The organism is Pseudomonas sp. R28(2017) (assembly GCF_002112505.1).
In the GTDB taxonomy this organism is placed as follows: domain Bacteria; phylum Pseudomonadota; class Gammaproteobacteria; order Pseudomonadales; family Pseudomonadaceae; genus Aquipseudomonas.
Genome location: NZ_NEHW01000018.1, coordinates 71552 through 90001 on the forward strand (window position 1 = coordinate 71552; position 18450 = coordinate 90001).

An 18450-nucleotide genomic window follows, 5' to 3' on the forward strand; every position below is an offset into this window, starting at 1 on the left:
CCGTGCCATGCGCGAGGTGACTCAGGCGGTCGCGACAACCGGCAAGGGCGGTTGCTCACGCCGAATGCTGGCCAGCGGCACCGCCACCAGCAGCAAGGTCAGCACCACTGTCACGCCGATGCCCCAGGCCGCCAGGCTGAAGCCACCCAGCGAAATCAACCCACCGGAAATCGCCGGGCCCACTGCCAGCCCGAGGCTGAGGAAGCTGCCGGCGGCGGCCACCACGCGGCCTTCGCGGTCCAGCGCTGCGGCCAGGCCGGTCAGGTAGCTGAGGGCGTAGAAGTAGGTGATGCAGATGGTCATCACACCGGCGGTGTACAGGGCCTTGGAGTGCTCGCCCAGCACATAGCTGAGGCTGGTTGCGCCGGTCAGCAGGATCGCCAGGATCACCGGCGTGCTCATGCCGAAGCGCTTGCCGACCATGGCGGCGATCAGCGGCCCGATCAGGCCGACGAACGACTGGAACGACAGCAGCACGCCCAGCTCATCACCGCTGTAGCCGACCAGGGTGCCAATCCGCTCGACGAAGGCCCAGCCCATGGTGTCGCGGGCCTGGAACACGAACATCGCCAGCATCATGCAGATGGCCGGCAGGCTCAGCAGGATATTGCCCGACGCTTGCTTGCCGGCAGGCACCTGCGGCGCAGGCTCGGCAATCGGTGCGTGTTGGGCCATGACCGGGATGGCCAGCAGCATCACCGCCATGGTCGCTGCCATCGCGTAGTACAAACCATGCAGGCCATGGGCGGCCATGACCTTGGCGTAACCCAGCATCACCACGATCATCAGCACCACCGACAGCACGTTCATGTGCCCGGCAACCCGGTCCGGGTGTTTGGCGCTGGACACGGCGGCGTTGCCGCAGGCCAGTGCCAGGCCGGCGCCAATCCCCGCAACGCAGCGTACCGCCGCGAGTGCGTAGAGGCTGTCGATGTTGGCGCTGAGCAGGTTGGCGGCAATCGCCAGCACGGTGCCGACAAGCGCCAGCGTGCGCCGTGGTGCGCGGCCCATGAACGGTGCGACCAGCAGCGAGGCGAGCATGGTGAAGCCGAACTCGGCCGACATCAGCAGTCCGGCCTGGGCTTCGTTGAGTTGCAAATCGTGAATGATGGCGCTGATCAGGTACGGCAAGGCCCACAACCCGAGCAGGCCGACGCCGTAGGCAGATGCGGCGGCGGAGAACACCAGGCTCCAGCTCTCGGGCAAGCAGTGTTTTATTGTTTTCATTGGGGTAACCCCTGAATGGCATGCACACGTTGGGTAGACGCGCGCCGGTGGCCGGCGCGCGCAGGGTACGGGTTATTGCTGGCTTTCGTCGACCGGGGTGCCGTCGTCGTACTGCGACAGCCAGCTGACCATGGCATCGCGGTAGCGGGTGAAGCCCTTGTAGTCGACCAGTTCCTGGTCAAGGTCGCGGATCACCCGGTGCATGCGCTTGGCCCACTGCGGCGCGAACTCGGCCAGCTCCTGCAGGCTGACCAGGTAGGTGCGTACCGGGAACAGCACGGCGTTGCTGCGCGGCAAACGGTGCAGCGGTTGCAGCTCGATGCGCAGGTTGACCCGTTCGCCGGCGTTTTCGGCGGTCACCGTGGTGCGTTCCGGGGCCCAGTCGGGCAGGGTTTCGGCGGAGGTTTCCAGGCGCGGGTCGACGGTGATCGACCAGTTGGTGCGGCGTACCGGGTGGCCGGGGCGCAGGCGCAGGAGGAATTTCAGCGCCCGTTGCAGGATGCCCATTTCATGCAGCTTGGGCACCGGGCCGTGGAACTCCATGAAGCTCATGCCGAGGTTGAAGCGCAGTGAGTAGTCGGCACGCTGGGTGGCCATGCCAGCGCCCATCACCAGGGTGTCGTCACGCTCTTCGAGCAGAATGAACTCGCCCTGGGCCTGGCGGGTGATGTACTCCATCGGTTCCATCGGCAGGGTGCTGGCGTCGCCGAAGGTGAAGATCTGGTCGATCTGCAGCGGCCGGTTGATCCAGTGCCACTGGCTGCCTTTCTTCTCCAGGCTGAAGTGTTCGGGGTAGTCGCGCGAGTACGACTCCATCAGCAGCTCCAGCAGGTCCCACTGGGCTTCCATCATGTGCGGCAGGGCGGCGTAGTGCACGCCTGGCTGGCTGTCGAGGGTGTGTGCACGGTGGTGGCACTCGGAAATGTAGTGCTCGTCGATGTCGAATTGCCCGCGCAGTGCGCCCGTGCCGAACGGCACGTGCGGCTCGACGTTCATCGAGTACATGTACTGGTCTTCCGGATACGGGAAGGGCAGGCGCAGCACGGCTTCGCGGCTGTTCTTGTAGGTGTGGCCCTGGCCTGCGTCGGCGTAGGTCTCGATCGGCTTGAATACGGTCATGGTGTGGTTTTCCTGTTTCAGAGGTCTACGACCAGGCGGCTGCAGTTGGCGCGGGATACGCAGGGCATGAATTTGCGCTTGCTCAGCTTGTCTTCCTCGCTGAGCCAGTCATCGCGATGGTCGAGCTCGCCATCGATGTCCAGCACTTCGGTTTCGCAGTAGCCGCAGGCACCGCCGCGGCACAGGTAGGGCACCTTGTAGCCGGCCTGTTCGGCGGCCTCGAGCAACGACTGTTCGGCCGGCACTTCGAGGGTTACCCCTTGGCGGGCGAGGATGACGCTGAACGGCTGGCCGCTGGAGCCTTGCTCGACAAAGCGCTCGTAGTGGATATGGCTGTCGGTCCAGCCCAGCGCATGGGCACTGTCGAGGGTGTCGTCGATCATGCTGTCCGGGCCGCAGACATACACATGGCTGCCCAGCGGGCGGCCTTCGAGGATGTGCCGGATGTCCATGCGCGCATCGACGCCCTGCACGTACAGGTGCACACGCTCGCCATAGCGAGCCTGCAGCTCCAGGCCCAGGGCGGTGTGCTCGGGGCCGCGCACGGCCAGGTGCAGCTCGAACGTGGCCTGCTTGAGCAGCAATTCTTCAAGCTGCGAATAGACGGGGGTAATGCCCACGCCGCCGGCAATGAACACGTGCTGGCGGGCATGCTTGGCCAGCGGGAACAGGTTGGCGGGCTGCAGGATCTGCAACAGGTCGCCTTCAGCTACCCGGTCATGCAGGTAGCGCGAACCGCCACGGCCATCGCTGACCCGGCGCACGGCGATCTGGTAGGCGCTGGAGTCGTAGGGCGAGCTCATCAGCGAGTAGGCGTTGCGGTGGATCTTGTCGCCGTCTTCGACCACCACCACCACGTGGCTGCCGCCAGAAAATGCCGGCAGGTGCTTGCCGGCCGGGTCGACCAGGGTGAAACGGGTGATTTCCGGGGTGAGCGCTTCGATGCGGGCGACGCGCACGCTGAGGGTGCCGTTGTGGGTGTTCATGTGTCGAGCTCCTCGGCTGCAGGCAGTTCGCCCGGGACTTCGCCATCGGCCTTGATGCCCTGGAAGGCGGCCAGGCGGCGGGAATAGTGGTCGCGCACCACCAGGTCGAGCTGGCAACCGGGGCAGCTGAACACACGCTGGGTGACGTTCTCGGTGTAGGTGTCGCAGTGTGCGCACCACACGCGGCGGACCAGGGTGCCGCTGTGCTCGCGCAGCACTTCGTCACGGTTCAGGTCGACCGCATTGGCAGCCTGCATGGCGGTGCCGATGAAGCTTTCCGAACCACTGAGGTACAGGCGCGTACCCATGTGAGCCTGGCCCAGCCGTTCGCGCAGGGCGGTGATCAGCGCCTGGTTGCTGGGGAACACTTCCAGTCCGGCCGCTTGCGCCGTTTGCAGGGCCTGCAAGTGGTCATGGCCGGAGAACGACTCGGTGGAGTAGAGCAGGGTGCTGTGCGCGCGCTGCGCGGGGGACATGTCCGCGATCAGGCGCAGCATGGCCGCGCCGCCGCTGCCCTGGCCCGCGATCAGGTGGCGCAGGCCGCCTGCCATGGGCCGCAGCTGGTCATAGACCGGGCGGCTTTTGATGCCGGTGATAAGCATGGTGATACACCTCGTAAGCCCGAACCCCCGGCGTGTGCCGGAAGGTAACGTTGACGGCTGATTTCAGGCTCGGGCACGGGTGAAAGCAGAACCCATGCCATATTGCCTATGGTTTTATATGTTTATGACCAGCGTCGACAATCAGTGCTTGAACATCACGTGGCGCACGCAGGTGTAGTCTTCCAGGCCGTACATGGACATGTCCTTGCCATAGCCCGATTGCTTCATGCCGCCGTGGGGCATTTCGCTGACCAGCATGAAGTGCGTGTTGACCCAGGTGCAGCCATATTGCAGGCGCGCAGCCAGGCGGTTGGCGCGGCCGACGTCACGGGTCCACACCGAAGAGGCCAGGCCGTAGTCGGAGTCGTTGGCGTAGGCCAGGGCCTTGGCTTCGTCGGTGAACGGGGTGATGCTGACCACCGGGCCAAACACCTCGCGCTGGACGATTTCGTCGTCCTGGCGGGCATCGGCCAGCACGGTCGGCTCGAAGAAGAAGCCGTCGCCGGCACCGCGTTGGCCGCCGGTGATCAGGCGGATGTGCGGCTGGGCCTTGGCGCGTTGGACAAAACCTTCGACACGCTCGAGGTGCTCGCGGGTGATCAGTGGGCCGAGCTCGGTCTGCGGGTCGTCCTGCAGGCCCATGCGCAGGCTGGCCACGGCTTCGCCCAGCTTGCTGACGAACTGCTCGTAGACGCCTTGCTGGACATACAGGCGGCAGGCCGCCGTGCAGTCCTGGCCGGCGTTGTAGAAGCCGAACGCCCGGATACCCTCGACGGCGGCATCGATATCGGCGTCGTCGAAGATCAGTACCGGCGCCTTGCCGCCCAGTTCCATGTGAGTGCGCTTCACGCTGCTGGCGGTGCTGGCGATGATCCGCGCACCGGTGGCCACGGAACCGGTCAGCGACACCAGGCGCACCTTGGGGTGATTGACCAGCGGCTCGCCGACGCTCGGGCCGCGGCCGAACAGGATATTGACCACCCCGGCAGGGAACAGCTCAGCCATGATCTCGCCCAGCGCCAGGGCGGTCAGCGGGGTTTGCTCGGAAGGCTTGAGCACCACGCAGTTGCCGGCGGCCAGCGCAGGGGCGAGCTTCCAGGCGACCATCATCAGCGGGTAGTTCCACGGCGCGATGGAGGCGACCACGCCCAGCGGGTCACGGCGGATCATCGAGGTGTGGCCGGGCAGGTACTCGCCACCAGCCGAGCCCGACAGGCAACGGCTGGCGCCGGCAAAGAAGCGGAACACGTCGGCGATGGCCGGTATTTCGTCGTTCAGTGCCGCCTGGTAGGGCTTGCCGCAGTTCTGCGACTCCAGGCGGGCGAGGTTGGCGGCGTCGGCTTCGATGCGGTCGGCCAGCTTGAGCAGCAGCTGGGCGCGATCCTTGGGTGCGGTCTGCGACCAGCCGGCGAAGGCCTGGTCGGCGGCCTGCACCGCGGCATCCACCTGGCTGGCGCTGGCTTCGGCGATGTTCACCAGCACCGTGCCTTTGGACGGGTTGTACACGGCGTACGGGCTGCCTTGCCCGTCGACCAACTGGCCGTTGATCAGGAGTTTGGTTTGCATGGCGGATTCCTTGGTCGGTCTTATTGGTAGAAATCTAAACCTATGAAACCATATCTTAATATTTTTAGTTTGCCAACCACTGCGAAAAGCCGCTTCCAGGCGGTAGAATGGCCCGTCAATCGGTATCGGGCGCTGGCCCGTTCGCTATAAGATGCGAAACTGAACCTTTTAGCCGGGGTCCGCGCCAAGCCTGGCAATGCTCGATAGGGAGAGGCAATGACTGCCCTGAATAGTGCTCGTAACACCGCCTTCATCCGGTTGCGCCAGGAAGGGCGGACCGATGAAGTGGCGCGCCGCCTGATGGAGGCGATCGAGCTGGGAATGTTCGCTGAAGGGCAGCAACTGCCCAGTGAGTCGGAACTGGCCCTGCAATTGGGCGTGGCCACGGTGACCTTGCGCGAAGCCCTGGTGGTACTGCGCCAGCGTGGCTTGATCGAAACCCGCCGCGGGCGCAACGGCGGCAGCTTCGTCTGTGCCCCGGTGGAGCTGCCCGAAGCGCTGCTGCTGCAACGCCTGCGCGAGATGAGCGGCCCCGACCTGCGTGACCTGGGTGATGAACAGACGGCCATTTCCGGCACTGCGGCGCGCCTGGCCGCCAAGCGTAGTTCGCCGGAGCAGCAGGCGCGCATCGCCCAGCATATCGAAACCCTCAGCCAGGCCAGTTCGCGCCTGGCCCGGCACCGCGCCGATGCGCGATTTCATATCGAAGTGGCCGCCGCCGCCCAGTCGCTGCGCCTGACCAGCGCGGAAATGCGCCTGCAGTCGGAAGTCGGCGAGTTGCTGTGGATGGAGGCCGCCGGCGGCGGTGATGTGACGGTGGTCGAGCACGAGCACCGGGCGATTCTCGAAGCGCTGGTCGCCGGCGATGCGGTGCTGGCAGGTGCCTTGGCCGAAGCCCACGTCAGCCGTGGCATCAAGCGTCTGATCAGCCTGCGTCTGGAGCTGCTGGCCGACGAGCAGGACTGAGCCGTGCATAACAACAAAGCTGTACCTGCGTGAGGTAATGCCATGTTTGCCCTGAGCGACAACGACCCGCTGTCAGCCTGCGCCCAGCAGCTGGACCATACCCTGGGGACCATCTTCGGCCAGGTCCGCCAACTGGTGGAAGAAACCCGAGCGTTGTGGGAACGGGTGTTGGCCGAAGGCCGCCAGCCGTGTGCCAAGGACCTGGCGACCTTGCGCCCGGCCATCGACCAGCAGTTGCTGACCACCGGTGCCTTTGGCTGCGGCGGCGGCATCATCGTCGAGCCCAATGGCCTGGCCGACCGTGAAATGCACCTGGAATGGTGGTACCTGGCCGACGGCGGCAAGACCCTGCCGCTGCGCCCGAACTTCGACCGGCGCCGCGAGAACTACTACGACTACACCGAGATGCCCTGGTACAGCCGGCCGATGAAGACCGGCAAGAGCGTGGTCGAGGGGCCATATGTGGACCTGTATGGCACCAACATGTACGTGCTGACCTTCACCACGCCGATCGAGGTGCAGGGGCACTTCATCGGCGTGGCCGGGCTGGACTTGTCGCTGCACAATGTCGAACGCCTGCTGGTGCGCAGCCTGATGCGCCTGGAGCATGAAGCGGTGCTGATCTCGGCGGACGGGCGGGTGATTGCCTCGAACACGGCGAACTGGATGGTTGGCGACCTGGCGCAGGCGTTGTTGAACACCTTGCCGCGCGAGGGCATTCGCCTGGCGTTGGCCGAGTCCGAAGCCGGGTGGTCGCTGGTGCGCTTGCCGGTGCTCAGGCGCAAGTGATGGGGTGCCTGTGCGGGCCTCTTCGCGGCGGTTCGACGCTTCGATAAACCCGCTCCCACAGGGATTGTGATGACCCTGTGGGAGCGGGCTTGCCCGCGAAGAGGCCCGAGCAGGTCAAAGGGCCTTGCGCATGAACACGCGAGAAAACCCGTGCTCTTGGGCCCGGTGAGTCTCGACAAAACCCAGCGTGCGATAAATCGCGATGTTCTCGGTCATCCGCTCGTGGGTATACAGCCGCACCGCGCTGCACCCAACCTGCCGTGAACGGGTTTCGCACAGGTGCATCAGCACCTTGCCAATCCCTTGGCCCTTGCACTCGGGCAACACGGCGACATTGGCCAGCAGCATCTCGTCCCCTTCGCGCTCCAGCACCAGCACGCCCACCACCTGCGTGCCATCCAGTGCCACATGAACCTCTGCCTGCGCTACCACCTGGCAGTAGTCATCCAGCATCGGCGCCGGCGGTTTGCCAATGCGCGCGATATAGGGCGAGTAGGCCGCCTGGACCAGCCCGGTTATGGCCTCGACGTCAGCAGGCTCGGCCCTGCGCAGGGTAAGGGATGAATGCAAAGTACCACCTCCGAAAATTCGCCTGCGCTTAATGTGCGCAATCCGGCAGGGCCAATTGTTATGAGTCTGCAGCGCTTCACTCCGCTGCTTTCATACCCAAGCGGCAGATACCCCGTGATAAAACCGGCACCGAACCTGATCAATAAAAAGAACCGGAAAACCTGATGTCCTCGAACCACCCACCTGCCAATGGCCTGTTCGCCACCTTCTGCCTCAGCAGCTACCTGCTTTCCCTGTCTTATGGCACCACCTTCCTGCTGGCAATGATGCTGCGTGCACACGGTGCCAGCGAGGCCGATGCCGGCTCGGTGATCTCGGCCGCGATGCTCAGCACCTTCCTCGCCGTGATCATTTCCGGCCACCTGACCGACCTGATCGGTGCACCCAGGGCCGTGGCCGCTGGCGCGCTGTTTCTGGCTGCAGCCTGCCTGGGCTTTGCCGCCGCCCCCGGGTTCGGCACGGCCATGCTGCTGTGCGGCCTGCTGCTGGGTTTTGGCTGGGGCGTGTTCTACACGCTGGGGCCGATCATCGTGGCGATGCTGATCGAGCCGGCACGGCGGGTCAAATACTTTGCCTTGCTCTCGGGCAGCATGATGACCGGTATCGGCACCGGGCCGCTGCTGGGGCGGGCAGCGCAGGCATTGGGTTATCCGGTGGAGGCCGCTTTCGTCGCGGCGGCTGCGGCGAGCCTGCTGGGTGGGGGCCTGTTCCTGCTGATTGGGCCACGCCTGCAGCAACTGAAGACCGGCGCCGTCGCGGTGTGCAGGATCACCCCGGCTGCCGCGCGTTCGGTGCTGTCGTCCAAGGCGGCCTTCGCCATCCTCATGGTGGGCCTGGGCGGTGCGATCTTCGGTGGGTTGTCGAGCTTCCAGACGTCGTACGCCAGCGCCAGGCAACTGGACTATTCGCTGTTCTTCCTCGGTTTCATGTCGGCTGCGATCTCGTGCCGGCTGCTGATTGCGGGTTTCATCGTCAAGCGTGACCCGTACCTCATGGCCTGCCTGCTGACAGCGTTGATGGTGCTGGCGGTGCTGATGTTCATGTACGGCGTCGACAGCGCGGCGGCCTATGTGCTGGCGGCGGTGGTGCTTGGCGTCGGCTATGGCCTGACCTATTCGGTGATCAACGGCCTGGCCGCCAACGAAGCGCCCACCGGGCAGACAGCCCAGTCGCTGGTGCTGTTCAGCCTGGCCTACTTCGTTGGGGTGTTCGGTTTTCCGCTGCTGGCCGGCAAGGTCATCGTCCAGGCAGGCATGCCTGCGTTGTTGCAGTTGCTGCTGCTGATTGCCCTGGCCAACTGGTCGATCACCGTCGGCCGCCTGCTTTGGCGGCGCTGGAGCAATCGCCCCGTGATGGGCGGGTTTGAACGCGCGCACTATGCCAGTGCACTAACGGGGAGCATGGAACGCAGGAAAGCGCGAATAGTTAGCTTGCACACGAGTTGGCGTGCAACTTGCTGTCACTTTGCCATCCGATGTCGCGTATGGTGAAAACAATGTCGCTTTCAAGTAGTTCCATGCAGTTGTCATCGAGTGAGAAGGGTTGGCTGCCCTGGTTCGGCAAAACCGGCAAGTTCAGCATGGGCTGGGCCTGCCGCCTCAACCGTGCGCACTACCCGGTGGTCGAGCAGACCTTCGAAGCCATCGCCCAGACCCGCGTGCAATTGCTGCAGAACTGGGCCCGCGAGCAGTGGGAGCATCTGGCCGAACTGGCGCAGCAGATGGCACCCGGCGGCGCCGAGGTCGACCGGTCGGTGTTGCTCGACAAACTGGCCCAGGCTGAAGATTTTTCCGAGCTGTGCGTGATCGACACCACCGGCCATGTCACGGTCTCTACCTGGGCAAAGCGCGGCACCGCGCGGATCGAGCAGATGCAGGCATTGGCCCAGGGCCTGAAGGCGCCGTTCCTGCACGGCCCCTACAGCGACCCGCTGACGCTGCAGATCGGCCCGTCATCGTCGCGCTTCCATGATGAAGTGACGCTGATGTTCTACCAGCCGCTCAAGCGCGAAGGCAAAACCGTCGGCTGCCTTTGTGGCCGGGTGCCCAACGACGTGCTCGGTGACCTGATCCAGCGTGAGGCCGGGCACATCTTTGCCGAATCAGGCGACAACTACCTGTTCATGGCGCAGTCGCACTTCGACCGCACCATCCAGCCAGGCACGGCCTTGTCTCGTTCGCGTTTCGAGGACGGCACCTTCACCCACGGCGAGAACCTCAAGAGTGGCGTGCACACGCCTTGGACCACGGTGCAGATCCAGCGCCACACCGAGCTGGAGCTGCGCTTCACCGACCCCGCGACCCGTGAACTGCACCCCGGTGTACGGGAAACCATCCGTCACGGGGCCAACCTGTTCGTCACCTACCCGGGCTACTCGGACTATCGCCATGTGCCGGTGGTCGGCAAGGGCGTCACGTTCCAGTTGCCGGGCTCGCCAGACCGCTGGGGGATGATGTGCGAAGCCGACCTGGAAGAAGTCTACCGCCGCCGCTCGCTCAGCTACGGGCTGATGAAACCCTACGTGGCGACCATGGCCGGGCTGTTCGGCTGCAACTACCTGGTGCAGCACTACGCCGGCTTGCCGCAGGGGCTGAACGACGCCATCGAGGCGCTGTGCATGGTGGCCGCCACGCTGCTGTTCAGTGTGCTCGGGCCCAAGCGGCTGGCGGCACGCCTGAACGGCATGAGCGGCGTGCTGCGCACCATCGCCGAAGGCGAAGGCAACCTGCGCCAGCGCCTGGACACCAGCGCCATGGCCAATGACGAAAGTGGCGACATGGCGCGTTGGATCAACAGTTTCATCGACCGCCTGGACGCGGTGGTCGGGCAGGTGGTCAAGGCCAGCCGCACGGTCGGCGCCACCAACCAGATGATGCTGGGCCGCAGCCAGGAAGCGAGCGTGACCTCCACCGATGTGGCGGACGCCGTGCACCAGATGATGATCATCATGGAAGAACAGCTGGGCGAGCTGCAGCAGGCTTCGGTCAGCGCCGAGCAGATGAAGCAGGCCATGGACGAGGTGGTCAGCCGCGCCCGCGAGCAGTTCCTGGCGGTGCAGGCCGGCACCCAGTCGATTCGCGACGTGGTGGCGCGTTCGTCGTCGAGCGTGCAGTTGCTCGACAGCCGCATGGGCCAGATCGGCAACATCACCGGGCTGATCAGCGACATCACCAACCAGACCAACCTGCTGGCCCTCAATGCCGCCATCGAGGCGGCGCGGGCCGGGGAACACGGCCGTGGTTTCGCGGTGGTGGCCGATGAGGTGCGCAGCCTGGCCGCGCGTACCTCGCGTGCTGCCGACGACATCCGGCACATGGTCGAAGGCCTGCAGAACGAAACGCAGCAAGCCGTGAGCTTCATGGAGGAGGGCGTGCAGAATGTCGATGACAGCCTGCGCCTGGCTGAGGATGCCTCGTCGGAGAACGTGCAGCTGCATCAGGCGGTGGAAGCGATGTTCGCGATCATCCAGCAGCTCAACCGGCGCAGCATGGAATACGGCAAGACCATCGACCAGGTCAACCAGTCCTCCAGCGAGATGCGCCAGACGGCGGTGGTGTTGCAGAGCAGCGCCGAGACGGTGAAGGCCAATGCCAGCAAGCTGCAGAAGTTGGTGGGGCAGTTCGAGGTCAGCAGTGAGGGTGGGCGTGCTGCGGCAGCTTGAGCCGGCGAATCTGTGGGCGCGGTTTCATACAGGGTATGATGCGCGCCCACAATCGGAGCCCGCCATGGCCAAAGACATCGAAAACCCCTGCGTCTCGCTTTGCCAGCTCAACAGCGAGCTGTGCGTGAGCTGCGGTCGCACCCGTGAGGAAATCCGCAAATGGCGCGGCATGAAGCGCCCGGAAAAGATGGCCACCGTGCAACGCGCGGCCACGCGGATGAAGGCCATCAGCAAAAAGAACGCCAAGCGCCAGGGCAGCGACTGAAGCCGCTGCGCTTGTGTAAGATGCTGGCTCCGCACCGTTGTTGAGCCTGCCGCATGGAAACCCACTCGCTACTCGCCTTTACCCTGGTCGCCGCAATCGCCATTGCCAGCCCAGGGCCTGCCACCTTGATGGCCATCAATAATAGCCTCAACCATGGCCAGCGCAGCACCCTGTGGTCGTCGCTGGGCAATGGCACGGGACTGTTCTGCCTCTCGGCGGCCGCCATGCTCGGGCTCGGGGCCTTGTTGGCCAGTTCCGAGATGTTGTTCAGCGCAGTCAAGCTGATCGGTGCCGGCTACCTGTTCTACCTGGGTGCCCGCCAGTTGCTCAAGAAGGGCCCGATGCTGGTGGATCAGGCGGCGGCCAAGGTCAACAGGCCGACCCCGTTGAAGTTGTACCAGTCGGCGTTCCTGACCGCCGTCACCAACCCCAAGGCGACCCTGTTCTTCACCGCTCTGTTCCCGCAGTTCATCGACCAGGGCGCGCCGCTGCTGCCGCAGTTCCTGACCCTGACCGGGATTTTCGTGGCCTTGTCGCTGACGTCACTGAGCCTCTATGCCGCGCTGGCCGCGCGGGCCAAAGGCGTGCTGACCCGGCCGGCGCTGTCACGCTGGGTAAGCCGGGTGGTCGGCACCACGTTCATTGGCTTCGGTGCGGCGATTCTCGCGATGCGCCGACAGTAACCCATCCAAGGCGCTGTAGTCGCTGCCGGCGAATGCGAAGCGGCCCTTACAGTCAGGTGTCTGAATGGGTCGCAAGTTACCGTTCGCGACAGACCGCTTTCGACCTATTGCTGCCGGTGAGCCGAACAGCAATCTTTGTGGGAGCGGGCGCGCCCGCGAAGAATCAAACGCGGAGACTGGCACCGGCTGCGCCGGTGTTCGCGGGCACGCCCGCTCCCACAGAGTGCGCGTCGCGCTCACGAAACCCGGAGGACAGCTTTCGGCCAATAGTGGTCATTCGCCGTTATCGAACTCGAGGCGATTCAGCTGCCCTGGCCACTCGAAATGCGGTTGTAAGGATGCAGCTCTGTGAAAACCGGAAGCCCCGCTATCGCGGGGCTCAACCCAAATGGAAGCACGAGGTCAGAACGACTCGACTGGCTTCTTGAGTTGTTGAACAAGCTTGTTTTCATCCAGTTTCGGGAAAGAAAACTTAATGATGATGGTGGACTCGTCACCCTCCCCAGAGATGATCAGATCAGCGCCCCTGATGTTGGCAGGCGCTGAATTCATCAAACTATGGACGTTGGTGGCCCCCTTGGCCTTGGCCGGGGTGAGCCCTTCAACAAAGGAATAGGTCAAATCGTTGGCGGTCAACGCAACATTCTCGTAGTTCGTGAGTGTGCCTGTGTATTCATCCTTGTTCTTTGCTTTGCCCGCGAGCTCAACGAGATCCAGCACGGATTTCCCGTCAGCGAGCGACACCAGGGTAAATGTTTTTGAAAGAGCGCCAATGGCGCGACCGAACAGGTCACGATCATAGGGTGCAATCAGCGAAACCAACGTCAGTTGGTCACCACTGAAAATCAGGGCCGCTGTGAACTTCTGATCCAGAAAATCCACATCGTCCAGGCATCGTGCGGTAGCGCCTATGTCAGTCGAACAGTCGTAATAGCCTGCAGCCTTGGTGTATTTGGCAATCGGCGTGTCATAAGCATATTTTTTGAACAGGTTGTCTTCAGCCGCCGCATTCGGCATGCCGGTGAACATCCCCATGGCGGCCAGCACTGCAGCAAGAACTTTCTTTGACATGGATTCCCTTCCTGAATGAGCATCGAGATTGATGGCTACATGCTATCAGTCGGGTTTGTACCGCTCAATCTGAACATTCATGCGAAGCCGACCCAAGACGCCTCAGGTCCGGGGGCATAGTAGAAGGCTGAGCGGTATGCCACGCGTATACAAACCGTTTAGAAAAAATCAGATCTTGCGTGCGCCGGAACTTGCATAGTCCGCCGGTCTGTCAACCCATGTACAGCTGCCTCCCGAGTGTTTGACATCGATGCATGAGCTGGAGGCGCTGCGGGCTTTGCTTTAATCCGCGTTGATCCAGGTGCAGATGCCCAGTGTGCCTCGAACTTTGCACTAAGGCTCAAGTAATTGGCTGACTGGTCTGGCCCTTTCGCGGGCACGCCCGCTCCCACAGGTACAGCGCAAGCCTTCAGGCCTGCGGCGATCCCTGTGTGAGCGGGCGTGCCCGCGAAAGGGCCCGACCAGGCAATAGTGATTTCAGGGAAATTTACCAATGACCGCAGACGACACCCAATGCACCGTCGGCAAGACCACCTTTTTCCAGGGTGAAAACCAGACCCACCCACTCTTCCGCATCGAACCCGGCATCCCTTGCCGCGATGCCCGCGAGCAAGCCTCTGAGCTGATGGGCTATGTGCGCGAACTGACCATCCTCGGTCTGATGGACGAGAAGCCGATGATGATCTGGGCCTCGCATTATCTGAGTGCGATGGCCAAGGCGCTGATGGACGATGCCGAGCTCGGCATGACGCAATGAGCAACTAAGGCTTGAGGTCTGGGCTATCTGAGCCGGTGGTGGCATTGGCCTCGGTTTCAAGCTTCAGCCGGTCGGCCTTGCTGATGTACTTAGGCTTGTTGCTCTTGGGCGCCAGCTTGGCATTGGCCTTTTTCTGGTGGGCCTTGAGCAGCTGTTTGAGTTTTTTCTGGCGGTTCATCGTCCATCTCTGATGTGCAGCATAGGTCGCGCATTGTACCTCGGGAACTTCATGCTGCGGGCCCGGTCTGTAGCCTCTCGCTGCATTCACCTGATGATTCCCCAGACCTTTTGAGCGCTCACCTCCATGCCAAGCCAGCGCCTGCTGTCAGCAGTTCTCATGTTGTTCAGCGCCGTCGCCTGCCAAGGCGTGCTGGCAGGTTCCTACTCGGCACCGGCGCGCAGCAACAAAGCCTCGACCCAGCTGATCGAGGCCGCCTCGCGCCAGTATGAAGCAGGCAAGCTGGACCAGGCCGCCGCCACGCTGGAACGTGCGCTGCAGATCCAGCCGAACAACCCCGCCACGCTGCACTACCTGGGCGTGCTGCGCCTGGAACAGGGGCAGTATGACCAGGCTGAAGTGCTGGCGGTGCGCTCCAATCAGCGGGTGGGCAGCAACACCGCGCTGCGCAATCGCAACTACCAGCTGATCCAGGCCGCGCAAAAGGCCCGGGGTTCTGGCTGGGTGCCTGCATCTCGATAACAGGGAACATTGATGAATTGAATTCCATCGATACATGACAATTCGCCAATAATCCTGTGTTTTGGAATGAATAAACTGGCAGGCCTTTAATCGGAGCTTGCCAATGTCTGCCTACGAAACAACCGCACCGGTTGCTTCCACCTCCAAAGGCGCAGGAATCAGCATCGCGATCCTGGCCTTTTCCGCTTTTCTCATCGTCACCACCGAGTTCCTGATCGTCGGTCTGCTTCCCGCGCTGGCCAGGGACCTGGACATTTCGGTTGCCGTTGCCGGGCAACTTGTGACGCTGTTCGCCTTCACCGTGATGATCTTCGGTCCGCCCCTGACGGCGGCGCTGTCGCACCTGGAGCGGAAAAAACTGTTCATCGCGATCCTGCTGCTGTTCGCCGCCGCCAACGCCGTTGCCGCCGCCTCGAGCAGCTTCTGGGTACTGGCCGTGGCCCGTGTGGTGCCTGCCTTGGCCTTGCCGGTGTTCTGGGGCACAGCCAGTGAGACCGCCGCGCAACTGGCCGGGCCGCAGCGAGCGGGGCAAGCCATTTCAAGGGTTTACCTGGGGATCTCGGCAGCCATGCTGCTGGGCATTCCGCTGGGTACCGTGGCGGCCAGTGCGATCGGCTGGCGCGGGGCGTTCTGGCTGCTCGCCGGGCTTTCATTGATCATGGCGGCGGCCATGTGGGTGTACATGCCGAGCGTGGCGCGCACGGCAAAGGTGGATTTCCTCAAGCAGGCGCGGATCTTCAAGGAGCCCTGTTTCCTGGCCAACGTGCTGCTCTCTGTGCTGGTGTTCAGTGCCATGTTCATTGCTTACACCTACCTGGCCGACATCCTCGAACGTACCGCAGGCGTAGCCCCGGCTGATGTTGGTTGGTGGATGATGGGCTTCGGCGCCATTGGCCTGGTGGGTAACTGGATTGGCGGCAAGGCCGTCGACCATTCGCCGATCAACGCGACCCTCGGCTTCCTTGTGCTGCTGGCCCTGGGCATGGCCGCGACGGCTGCGCTGGCCCAGGGCGGCTGGCTGTTCTGTGTTGCGCTCGGGCTGTGGGGCATCGCCAATACCGCGCTTTACCCGGTCAGCCAGGTGCGGGTCATGCGTTCGGTCAGCCATGCACAGGCGCTGGCGGGCACCACCAATGTCTCGGCGGCCAATGCCGGCATTGGCGTGGGCGCCATCGTCGGCGGCATGACCCTGTCGAACCTGGGCATCGGCTACCTCGGTTACATGGCCGCTGCCGTAGCGGTGCTCGCGCTGCTGCTGGCGCTGGCGGTTCGCAACCTCGCGCCTGAGCGTTAGAGCCGACTGCTATCGGCAGGCTGGCTGCCATGGGGTGTCAGCCTTGGCAGCAGGTAGTCCAGCAGTGCGCGCACCTTGGGCTGGTTCTCGCGGCTTTTCAGCCATACCAGGTTCATGGGCAGGCCGTCCGTTGCCAGCTCGGGCAACACCTCGACCAGTGTGCCCTGGTCGAGGTGCCGCTGGGTCAGCCAGGTCGGCAGCTGGCCGATACCATGCCCGGCGAGCACGGCGGCTACCTCGCCCTCGCCATCACCGACGGCGATACGCGCCTGCAGCGTGCGCCGCTCCATCTCCCCCGGCTGGCGGCCCTTGAAGAACCATGGGCTGACCTGGCCGTCGCCGTGCCCATAGCCGACACAGTGATGCTGATCGAGATCACGCGCGCTTTGCGGGGCACCGTGCTGTGCAAGGTAGCCGGGTGAGGCACAGAAGATCAGGCGTTGCGCACCGAAATACTGGTGGCCAAGGCCAGCTGGCCAGGCATCCGGGCCGCCGATGCGCACGACGATGTCGATGCCTTCGTGTACCGGGTCGATGAAGCGGTCGGTAAACGAGATGTGCGGTTGCAGCAGCGGATGCTGGTGGATGAAATCCAGGATCAGCGGCAGCACATGCAACCGGCCATAGGAGGCTGGCAGGTCTATCCGCACCTTGCCGTGGGGCGCGTCGCCTTGCGCGCTGAGCGCATGTTCCACCTGTTCCAGGTCGGCCAGTACCGACGTGCAGGTACGGTAGAAGGTGACACCCGCATCGGTCAGCGCCAGGGTGCGGGTAGTGCGGTTGAACAGCCTTGCTCCCAGGCGTTCCTCGAGGCGCGCCACACTCTTGCTCACCGCAGACCCGGTGAGGTTCAACCGTTCGGCTGCTGCAGTGAAACTGCCCAGGTCTGCGACGGCGACGAACACGTCGAGGCCCTTCAGCCGTTCAGATGAAAACATTCGTTGCTCCTTGTGCGCCATTGGAACAGGAATTGCTCGCAATGCTGTAAACCTGACCTGGCAGGGGATTGGCCAATGCTCATGCACGACCACTACTTCATGTACTTCGTTGTCGCGACCGTGCTGGCCGTGGATGGGGTGGCGGTCACCCTGTACTGGCGTTGCAAACCCTGAAACCCAGCCTCGGGGGCAGAATACCCCTAGTCGGGGCCTTTGCGATGGATCGGCGAGCGGCAGCGCTTCCAAACCCACGGTGATGGCGGTAGCCTCGCAAGACCTTGGCCGATAGAAATTCCATTCCCATGCCTGCAGGTTTCCCCGGGTTGCCGTCACTCAATGCGCTGCGTGTATTCGAAGTGGTCGCGCGTCAGCTGAACTTTCGCCTCGCCGCCGAGGAACTGGGCGTGACCCAGGCCGCCGTCGCCCAGCAGGTGCGCGGGCTGGAAGCCAGCCTGCAGGTGCGCCTGTTCGAGCGCCTGCCGCGGGGCGTAGGCCTGACCGATGCCGGGCGTGGCTATGCGGCGAGCATCCGCAGCGCCCTGGTGATGATCGACGAAGCCACCCGGCTGTTGCGCCCGGCACCGTCCCAGCTGACGGTCAGCGTGACACCGACCTTTGCATCGAAATGGCTGATTCCAAGGCTCGGCCACTTCGCCGAGGCCCACCCCGACATCGATCTGCGGCTGCTGGCCAGCGACCGTCTCTCGCACTTCCATACCGATGGCGTCGACATCGCCGTGCGTTACGGGCAACCGCCGTTCGGTGGCGGGCTGAATGTCGAGCTGCTGATGGAGCAGCGCATCGTCGCGGTGGCGAGCCCGGCATTGCTGGCTGCAATGGGCAAGCCAGAGAGCTTTGCCGCCTTGCAGGGTTATGTCGCCTTGCACGATGGGCACAACTTCTGGCCGCAGTTCACGGCGGCCTTTTTTCCTGATCATCCGAAGCCGATGTCCAGGACCGTGCGCTTCAACCAGGCATCGCTGGCCATCGACGCGGCCATTGGCGGGCAGGGCATTACCCTTGCCAGCTACGCCTTCGTCAAGGATGACATCGCCGCTGGCAGGCTGCAGCAGGTGTTCCCCGAGCAGCTGCGGCTGGACAAGGCGTTCTACCTGGTGTGGCCCCGCAAGGCGCAGGAGGCGCCAGCGCTGGGCCTTGTCAGGGCATGGCTAAAAGGCCAGGTAGGCGAAAGATAATCTACTGGCTAGGCGAACTTTACCTGCCTCTCTCGTTCCGCGGATCGCTGCTAGTGTGAT

General features: G+C 63.7%; 19 protein-coding genes. 10 read left to right on the plus strand and 9 right to left on the minus strand.

All coding sequences use genetic code 11. The features are described from left to right. Positions 1-21: 21 nt before the first annotated feature. The 5 genes from CAF78_RS24720 to CAF78_RS24740 all read right to left on the minus strand — a co-directional run bounded on the left by CAF78_RS24720 (position 22) and on the right by CAF78_RS24740 (position 5500). Positions 22-1227 (minus strand): MFS transporter, encoded by a 1206-nt coding sequence (locus CAF78_RS24720; protein ID WP_085677626.1) that lies wholly within the window; start codon positions 1225-1227, stop codon positions 22-24. Between the two features lie 72 nt (positions 1228-1299). Continuing rightward, the gene (locus tag CAF78_RS24725) at positions 1300-2346 is read right to left on the minus strand and encodes a DUF3445 domain-containing protein (protein WP_085677625.1); all 1047 of its coding nucleotides are present in this window, start codon (positions 2344-2346) and stop codon (positions 1300-1302) included. 17 nt (positions 2347-2363) lie between these two features. Next, positions 2364-3332 (minus strand): PDR/VanB family oxidoreductase, encoded by a 969-nt coding sequence (locus CAF78_RS24730; protein ID WP_085677624.1) that lies wholly within the window; start codon positions 3330-3332, stop codon positions 2364-2366. After that, positions 3329-3934 carry a dimethylamine monooxygenase subunit DmmA family protein gene (locus CAF78_RS24735; protein WP_085677623.1) on the minus strand — a complete coding sequence of 202 codons (606 nt, stop codon included), beginning with the start codon at positions 3932-3934 and terminating at the stop codon, positions 3329-3331. The genes CAF78_RS24730 and CAF78_RS24735 overlap by 4 nt, the downstream gene beginning before the upstream one ends. Positions 3935-4075: 141 nt before the next feature. Further along, positions 4076-5500 carry a gamma-aminobutyraldehyde dehydrogenase gene (locus tag CAF78_RS24740; RefSeq protein WP_085677622.1) on the minus strand — a complete coding sequence of 475 codons (1425 nt, stop codon included), beginning with the start codon at positions 5498-5500 and terminating at the stop codon, positions 4076-4078. Positions 5501-5716: 216 nt separating this feature from the next. Here CAF78_RS24740 and CAF78_RS24745 point away from each other — a divergent pair, with 216 nt between their 5' ends. Both CAF78_RS24745 and CAF78_RS24750 read left to right on the plus strand, forming a co-directional pair. Further along, a complete protein-coding gene (locus CAF78_RS24745) occupies positions 5717-6466 on the plus strand; it encodes a FadR/GntR family transcriptional regulator (RefSeq protein WP_085677621.1) in 750 nt (249 codons plus the stop codon). A gap of 42 nt (positions 6467-6508) precedes the next feature. Continuing rightward, positions 6509-7255: a cache domain-containing protein gene (locus tag CAF78_RS24750; protein ID WP_085677620.1), complete on the plus strand. Its 747-nt coding sequence runs from the start codon at positions 6509-6511 to the stop codon at positions 7253-7255. 114 nt (positions 7256-7369) lie between these two features. Here CAF78_RS24750 and CAF78_RS24755 read toward each other — a convergent pair whose 3' ends face one another. Continuing rightward, positions 7370-7825 carry a GNAT family N-acetyltransferase gene (locus CAF78_RS24755; protein WP_085677619.1) on the minus strand — a complete coding sequence of 152 codons (456 nt, stop codon included), beginning with the start codon at positions 7823-7825 and terminating at the stop codon, positions 7370-7372. A gap of 164 nt (positions 7826-7989) precedes the next feature. On the opposite strand from CAF78_RS24755, the gene CAF78_RS24760 reads away from it, so the two are divergent. The 4 genes from CAF78_RS24760 to CAF78_RS24775 all read left to right on the plus strand — a co-directional run bounded on the left by CAF78_RS24760 (position 7990) and on the right by CAF78_RS24775 (position 12434). Beyond that, entirely contained in the window at positions 7990-9315 is a 1326-nt protein-coding gene (locus CAF78_RS24760; protein WP_085677618.1) for an MFS transporter, read from the plus strand. A 1520-nt stretch (positions 9316-10835) separates the two neighbouring features. Further along, positions 10836-11486: a methyl-accepting chemotaxis protein gene (locus tag CAF78_RS29130; protein ID WP_371856922.1), complete on the plus strand. Its 651-nt coding sequence runs from the start codon at positions 10836-10838 to the stop codon at positions 11484-11486. A gap of 64 nt (positions 11487-11550) precedes the next feature. Continuing rightward, on the plus strand, positions 11551-11751 hold the full coding sequence (locus tag CAF78_RS24770) for a DUF1289 domain-containing protein (protein WP_085677616.1): 201 nt from the start codon (positions 11551-11553) through the stop codon (positions 11749-11751). A 53-nt stretch (positions 11752-11804) separates the two neighbouring features. Beyond that, a complete protein-coding gene (locus tag CAF78_RS24775) occupies positions 11805-12434 on the plus strand; it encodes a LysE family translocator (protein ID WP_085677615.1) in 630 nt (209 codons plus the stop codon). A 402-nt stretch (positions 12435-12836) separates the two neighbouring features. Here the strand turns inward: CAF78_RS24775 and CAF78_RS24780 are convergent, their stop codons facing one another. Next, positions 12837-13505, minus strand: a complete 669-nt coding sequence (locus tag CAF78_RS24780) for a hypothetical protein (RefSeq protein WP_085677614.1) — start codon at positions 13503-13505, stop codon at positions 12837-12839. A gap of 493 nt (positions 13506-13998) precedes the next feature. Here CAF78_RS24780 and CAF78_RS24785 point away from each other — a divergent pair, with 493 nt between their 5' ends. Continuing rightward, a complete protein-coding gene (locus tag CAF78_RS24785; protein WP_085677613.1) occupies positions 13999-14262 on the plus strand; it encodes a DUF3077 domain-containing protein in 264 nt (87 codons plus the stop codon). Between the two features lie 4 nt (positions 14263-14266). On the opposite strand, the gene CAF78_RS24790 is transcribed toward CAF78_RS24785, so the two are convergent. Then, positions 14267-14440 carry a DUF2986 domain-containing protein gene (locus tag CAF78_RS24790; protein WP_085677612.1) on the minus strand — a complete coding sequence of 58 codons (174 nt, stop codon included), beginning with the start codon at positions 14438-14440 and terminating at the stop codon, positions 14267-14269. A gap of 159 nt (positions 14441-14599) precedes the next feature. Between CAF78_RS24790 and CAF78_RS24795 the strand changes: the two genes are divergently transcribed. Then, a complete protein-coding gene (locus CAF78_RS24795) occupies positions 14600-14962 on the plus strand; it encodes a tetratricopeptide repeat protein (RefSeq protein ID WP_256573975.1) in 363 nt (120 codons plus the stop codon). 103 nt (positions 14963-15065) lie between these two features. Beyond that, positions 15066-16256: an MFS transporter gene (locus tag CAF78_RS24800; protein ID WP_085677610.1), complete on the plus strand. Its 1191-nt coding sequence runs from the start codon at positions 15066-15068 to the stop codon at positions 16254-16256. On the opposite strand, the gene CAF78_RS24805 is transcribed toward CAF78_RS24800, so the two are convergent. Further along, positions 16253-17194: a LysR family transcriptional regulator gene (locus tag CAF78_RS24805; protein WP_085677609.1), complete on the minus strand. Its 942-nt coding sequence runs from the start codon at positions 17192-17194 to the stop codon at positions 16253-16255. The two genes, CAF78_RS24800 and CAF78_RS24805, sit on opposite strands and share 4 nt — an antisense overlap. Before the next feature lie 302 nt (positions 17195-17496). Here CAF78_RS24805 and CAF78_RS24810 point away from each other — a divergent pair, with 302 nt between their 5' ends. Continuing rightward, positions 17497-18390: a LysR substrate-binding domain-containing protein gene (locus CAF78_RS24810; protein ID WP_085677608.1), complete on the plus strand. Its 894-nt coding sequence runs from the start codon at positions 17497-17499 to the stop codon at positions 18388-18390. The last annotated feature ends 60 nt before the right edge of the window (positions 18391-18450 follow it).

Excerpts from the sequence above, each read along its gene's own strand:
- CAF78_RS24785 (WP_085677613.1), top strand. The coding sequence starts at position 13,999 with ATGACCGCAGACGACACCCAATGCACCGTCGGCAAGACCACCTTTTTC.
- CAF78_RS24750 (WP_085677620.1), top strand. The coding sequence starts at position 6,509 with ATGTTTGCCCTGAGCGACAACGACCCGCTGTCAGCCTGCGCCCAGCAG.
- CAF78_RS24805 (WP_085677609.1), bottom strand. The coding sequence starts at position 17,194 with ATGTTTTCATCTGAACGGCTGAAGGGCCTCGACGTGTTCGTCGCCGTC.
- CAF78_RS24790 (WP_085677612.1), bottom strand. The coding sequence starts at position 14,440 with ATGAACCGCCAGAAAAAACTCAAACAGCTGCTCAAGGCCCACCAGAAA.
- CAF78_RS24725 (WP_085677625.1), bottom strand. The coding sequence starts at position 2,346 with ATGACCGTATTCAAGCCGATCGAGACCTACGCCGACGCAGGCCAGGGC.
- CAF78_RS24770 (WP_085677616.1), top strand. The coding sequence starts at position 11,551 with ATGGCCAAAGACATCGAAAACCCCTGCGTCTCGCTTTGCCAGCTCAAC.
- CAF78_RS24780 (WP_085677614.1), bottom strand. The coding sequence starts at position 13,505 with ATGTCAAAGAAAGTTCTTGCTGCAGTGCTGGCCGCCATGGGGATGTTC.
- CAF78_RS24810 (WP_085677608.1), top strand. The coding sequence starts at position 17,497 with ATGCCTGCAGGTTTCCCCGGGTTGCCGTCACTCAATGCGCTGCGTGTA.
- CAF78_RS24760 (WP_085677618.1), top strand. The coding sequence starts at position 7,990 with ATGTCCTCGAACCACCCACCTGCCAATGGCCTGTTCGCCACCTTCTGC.
- CAF78_RS24775 (WP_085677615.1), top strand. The coding sequence starts at position 11,805 with ATGGAAACCCACTCGCTACTCGCCTTTACCCTGGTCGCCGCAATCGCC.
- CAF78_RS24730 (WP_085677624.1), bottom strand. The coding sequence starts at position 3,332 with ATGAACACCCACAACGGCACCCTCAGCGTGCGCGTCGCCCGCATCGAA.
- CAF78_RS24745 (WP_085677621.1), top strand. The coding sequence starts at position 5,717 with ATGACTGCCCTGAATAGTGCTCGTAACACCGCCTTCATCCGGTTGCGC.
- CAF78_RS24800 (WP_085677610.1), top strand. The coding sequence starts at position 15,066 with ATGTCTGCCTACGAAACAACCGCACCGGTTGCTTCCACCTCCAAAGGC.
- CAF78_RS24795 (WP_256573975.1), top strand. The coding sequence starts at position 14,600 with ATGTTGTTCAGCGCCGTCGCCTGCCAAGGCGTGCTGGCAGGTTCCTAC.
- CAF78_RS29130 (WP_371856922.1), top strand. The coding sequence starts at position 10,836 with ATGGACGAGGTGGTCAGCCGCGCCCGCGAGCAGTTCCTGGCGGTGCAG.
- CAF78_RS24740 (WP_085677622.1), bottom strand. The coding sequence starts at position 5,500 with ATGCAAACCAAACTCCTGATCAACGGCCAGTTGGTCGACGGGCAAGGC.
- CAF78_RS24735 (WP_085677623.1), bottom strand. The coding sequence starts at position 3,934 with ATGCTTATCACCGGCATCAAAAGCCGCCCGGTCTATGACCAGCTGCGG.
- CAF78_RS24720 (WP_085677626.1), bottom strand. The coding sequence starts at position 1,227 with ATGAAAACAATAAAACACTGCTTGCCCGAGAGCTGGAGCCTGGTGTTC.